The sequence below is a fragment of the Candidatus Contendobacter odensis Run_B_J11 genome, from assembly GCF_000531125.1.
Lineage (GTDB): Bacteria > Pseudomonadota > Gammaproteobacteria > Competibacterales > Competibacteraceae > Contendibacter > Contendibacter odensensis.
The window spans coordinates 1-2546 of sequence record NZ_CBTK010000154.1; the positions used below are offsets into that span (position 1 = coordinate 1).

The following is a 2546-nucleotide window of genomic DNA, read 5'->3' on the forward strand; positions in this document are numbered from 1 at the left end:
CAATGAGCTTACAGTGGGTTTCAAATTTATAAGCAATCACGGGAAAATTTACAGGAGGAAATAGTTAGCGATGATGCCCCAACCCTGATGCACTAAATGTCAAGAAATGGTAAAAGAAATTCATGACAACGGAATCAATTCAAAACGAAATTCAGAACCTTAAAACACGCCTCGATGAGCTTGCGACAGAGCTCGCTTCTGCGCTTAGCCGGGAGTCTCATCTAAAACTGATCGTTGCTAAATATAAGCATATGCTCTTTGGAGCCAAGTCAGAAAAGCGCGATGTCAGCTCAGAGCAACCTTGGTTGTTCCCTTTGCCAAAGACTGAGGAAGCTTCAGCTGCCGAACAAAATGCGACCGACATCGCCACACACACCCGAACGACCAAGAGAAAATTTTCAGATGATGATGAGGCACCCGAAGGCACCTTCCCTGAGCATCTCCCGCAGCGTGAGCAGATCATAGACGAAAAGCCAGATGGAGTGGCGGATGCTGACCTTGAGCTTGTGACAGAGAAGATAACTGAACGCTTGGGAGCATCCCCCGAAGAGTATTATGTTATTCGCATTGTGCGGAAAGTGTATAAGAACAAGAGCACAGGCAAGTTTCACACACCTGAAGCCCCCGACCACGTCTTGGGTCGCCGCTGCAAGGTGTCTGAGATGTGCATCATAATGTTCGTTATTAAAAAGTTTCTCTGGCATTTGCCCCTCTATCGCCAACAGCAACAACTTCGGTTACAGGGCATAAATATTTCACGCGATAGTTTGACCAAGTGGGCAATAGAACTGGGAGGTCTATTTTTGCCAATAGCAAATGCTATAGCAACCAGTATTCGCGGTTCACCGGTTGTGCATATGGACGAAACTCCAATGCGAGTTGGGAAAAAGGATAAAGACGGAAAAAAGAAGTTTGGTACAGGATTCTTTTGGCCGATATTAGCTGCCGGTATTGGGGTATCGTTTATCTATCGTCCGTCGCGATGTTGGAGCGAGGTGAAAACGATTCTGAAGGAGTTTTCTGGCGTGCTGATTAGCGATGCTTATGGCGCCTACGAAGATTACGCGGAAAAAGCACAACTGAAGTGGCAGTTGTGTTGGATGCATATTCGCAGAGACTTTATTGATGCTGAACGCAGTCAACCGAAGCTTGCTAAAGAGGCTCTTGGATATATTCAAGAACTATATAGAATCGAAAACTCTTTGCGCGGAGAAAGCGACGAGAAACGTAGTGTAGAGCGTTTGAAGCAAAGCCAGCCTGTGCTGGATAAGTTTCACACTTGGCTTGTGAGCGCCTCTGGCAAACCGGAAGTGATAACGGATGAGTTGTTATCGAAGGCCGTATCGTATGTCTTGCCACGCTGGGAGGCTGCTTGTTTGTTTGTCGGTGACGGGGCGATTCCGATTGACAATGGGAAAGATGAAAGAGCGATTCGTCCCACGAAATTGGGGATGAAGAATTGGCTTCATTGTGCTTCGGAGGAAGGGGCTGATACCGCTGCTGTGTTTTATACTCTGATTGGCAGTGCGCTTATGCATGGGATTCATCCTTACTACTATTTGCTCGACTTAACTAAGCGCATCACCGATCCCAAGCTAACAGCGATGGATCTAACTCCGGCAAACTGGAAGATGAGGTTCTATGAGGAAGCCGTACCGGTCCATTTGCGAGATGTTATCAAACCTGGCGAGCCTGCTGTCGGCGGTCCAAAAGCCATGCAGGAAGTGAATCTACCTTAGGGATCTTCCGATATCAGGCTGGACAAAAGGAGAGCAAAGGATCCTGGTTGTCAAGAACGCCGGTCCTCTGACGGTTACAAACATCGGTATGAAGCGGACCACTCCTGATAGAGCGGATTATCCCAGCGAAGTAACTCCCGTTATTGGAAGACTCTCGCGCTATTTGGGCACCATGTGGCCAGGCTTTTCCAAACAGATCGATGACTAACTTTACAGGATGTAGTACTTCAATAGCCGCGATGAGCTGATTAAGATCAGCTAATGCATCCCTAGCTTTTGTAAAGTAAGCAGCGTTATCATGCTTCGATTCAATCGCTGCGCACCCAAAATAGCTAACGGCTGCATTTTTATAAATGTAGCGTTTGAAGTTAGCTTCGGTCGATAGGTACGCAACAATTTTTTCCCGATCTATCTCGGTGTAAAAATCATCGAAAATTATTGCTGCTATTTCACCTTTCGTAACAGCAATAAGCATATCCTCTGTCAAGCCATGAGCTTTATCTAAGAGGATAGTAGGCCAATCTTTGTTCGTCTCACCACACATAAAAAAACCTCCAATATCAAACCCCTTCTTCCATATGCGTTGTTGTGAAAAGAACAGAATTCAGACATACAACAAATCGAGAAATGCGTCAAGTTAGGTAGGGTAATAAATTTTGACAGAAAACCATGTAATGATAAGCTTAAACTTATCAACACATGGTTAATTTAAGGAGACAAAGATAATGCAGCAATACTCGGAGTTGAATAGACATTATCAGAAACTAAAATTTATGATATAATTTTATTATTAAATTTTTGAGATGC

The 2546-nt window shown here is 44.8% G+C and carries 2 protein-coding genes; one reads left to right on the forward strand and one right to left on the reverse strand.

All coding sequences use genetic code 11. The annotated features are described in order from the left end of the window. Positions 1 to 122 precede the first annotated feature (122 nt). Positions 123 to 1739, forward strand: a complete 1617-nt coding sequence (gene tnpC / locus BN874_RS10840; protein WP_034433114.1) for an IS66 family transposase — start codon at positions 123 to 125, stop codon at positions 1737 to 1739. 13 nt (positions 1740 to 1752) lie between these two features. On the opposite strand, the gene BN874_RS10845 is transcribed toward tnpC, so the two are convergent. After that, positions 1753 to 2283 (reverse strand): hypothetical protein, encoded by a 531-nt coding sequence (locus BN874_RS10845; protein WP_034433115.1) that lies wholly within the window; start codon positions 2281 to 2283, stop codon positions 1753 to 1755. Positions 2284 to 2546: the final 263 nt, after the last annotated feature.